Here is a 1,363-nt window from a genome sequence, read left to right on the forward strand (position 1 = left end):
GATCGTGTGGGTGGGGTGGTGATCCGGAAGGCTGGGGCCGATGCCCCGGCCGGGAAGGATCACACGTGACCAACCACGACGAGGACGAGCCGCAGGGCGGGCTGGATGTCCAGCTCGCCGCCGAGCTGGTCGCCAAGGCCAAGGCCGAGGGGGTGTCGCTGGTCGGCCCGGACGGGCTCTTGGCCGGGATCACCAAGACCGTGCTGCAGGCCGCGCTGGAGGCCGAGATGACCGAGCATCTGGGCTATGAGCGCGGTGAACACCCGGCCGCGCCGACCGGCAATCACCGCAACGGCAGCTCGGCCAAGACGGTGTCGACCGAGGTCGGGCCGGTGCAGATCCAGGTGCCGCGGGACCGGGCGGGTGAGTTCACCCCGCGGATCGTGCCCAAGCACGCCCGCCGGATCGCCGGGTTCGACGAGGCGATCGTCTCGCTGTATGCCAAGGGACTGACCACCGGGGAGATCCGCGCGCATCTGGCGGAGATCTACCAGGTCGAGGTGTCGCGCGACCTGATCTCGCGGGTCACCGACAAGGTCGTGGAAGAGATGGAGGCCTGGCGAGCCCGGCCGCTGGACGCGGTGTATCCGGTGGTGCTGATCGACGCGCTGTATGTGAAGATCCGCGAAGGTCAGGTGGCCAACCGCCCGGTCTACGTGGCGCTGGGTATCAACTGCCACGGCGAGCGGGACGTGCTGGGCCTGTGGGTGGGCACCGGTGGCGAGGGCGCCAAGCACTGGATGACCGTGCTGGCCGAACTCAAGAACCGCGGCGTCGCCGATGTGTGCATCGCCTGCTGCGACGGTCTGCGTGGCCTGCCGGAGGCGATCGAGGAGATCTGGCCGCAGGCCACCGTCCAGCAGTGCGTGGTGCACCTGGTCCGCTCGTCGCTGCGCTATGCCTCCAAGGCGCACTGGGGCCGGCTGACCCGCGACCTGCGGCAGATCTACACCGCCCCGACCGAGGCCGCCGCCGAACAGCGGTTCACCGAGTTCGAAGCCGAGTGGGGCGACCGCTATCCGGCGATCATCCGGCTATGGCGGGACGCCTGGCCCTCCTTCATTCCGTTCCTGGCGTTCCCGGCCGAGATCCGCAAGATCGTCTACACCACCAACGCGATCGAGAGCCTGAACGCCCGGTTCCGCCAGGCCACCCGCCGACGCGGGCACTTCCCCACCGAGCAGGCCGCGCTCAAGGTCCTCTACCTGGTCATCCGCCAGCCGCTGAAGAACCGGCCGAACGTGACCGGCAGGACGCCCGGCTGGAAGGCCGCGCTGAACGCCCTGTCGCTGCACTACGGTGACCGCATCACCGTGAACTGAAAGCTGATCACCGCCTCACCCACAGACTTTCAGACAGTCCC

1 protein-coding gene is annotated in these 1,363 nt (G+C 68.9%); it reads left to right on the forward strand.

Annotation, left to right across the window (positions count from 1 at the left end):
* Positions 1-101: 101 nt before the first annotated feature.
* A complete protein-coding gene (locus C4U03_RS39680; RefSeq protein ID WP_103945036.1) occupies positions 102-1,322 on the forward strand; it encodes an IS256 family transposase in 1,221 nt (406 codons plus the stop codon).
* The last annotated feature ends 41 nt before the right edge of the window (positions 1,323-1,363 follow it).

It is taken from the genome of Thermomonospora echinospora, assembly GCF_900108175.1.
GTDB classification, from domain to species: domain Bacteria; phylum Actinomycetota; class Actinomycetes; order Streptosporangiales; family Streptosporangiaceae; genus Thermomonospora; species Thermomonospora echinospora.